This window comes from Bacillus sp. OTU2372 (assembly GCF_038440275.1).
Lineage (GTDB): Bacteria > Bacillota > Bacilli > Bacillales > Cytobacillaceae > Neobacillus > Neobacillus bataviensis_B.
The window spans coordinates 1-250 of record NZ_JASATK010000100.1 but is presented as its reverse complement, the minus strand read 5'-3'; the positions used below and the strand labels follow the sequence as shown (position 1 = coordinate 250).

The 250-nt window shown below is 47.2% G+C and carries 2 tRNA genes; both read right to left on the bottom strand.

Features of this window, described 5'->3' with window-relative positions:
• Window positions 1-23 precede the first annotated feature (23 nt).
• Window positions 24-99: transfer RNA gene (locus AAHB15_RS30140), tRNA-Ala, on the bottom strand.
• Between the two features lie 11 nt (window positions 100-110).
• Window positions 111-187, bottom strand: a tRNA-Ile gene (locus tag AAHB15_RS30135).
• Window positions 188-250: the final 63 nt, after the last annotated feature.

Genomic DNA, 250 nt, shown 5'->3' with positions numbered 1-250 from the left:
ATTTTAACGTCAGTAAACGTTATTGGTGGAGTCTAGGGGGATCGAACCCCTGACCTCCTGCGTGCAAAGCAGGCGCTCTCCCAGCTGAGCTAAGACCCCGTTATGAAGTATGGTGGGCCTAAATGGACTCGAACCATCGACCTCACGCTTATCAGGCGTGCGCTCTAACCAGCTGAGCTATAGGCCCATACCATAAAATATAGAGAGAATTGATCTCTCAAAACTAAACAAACAAGAAACAGTCAACTTT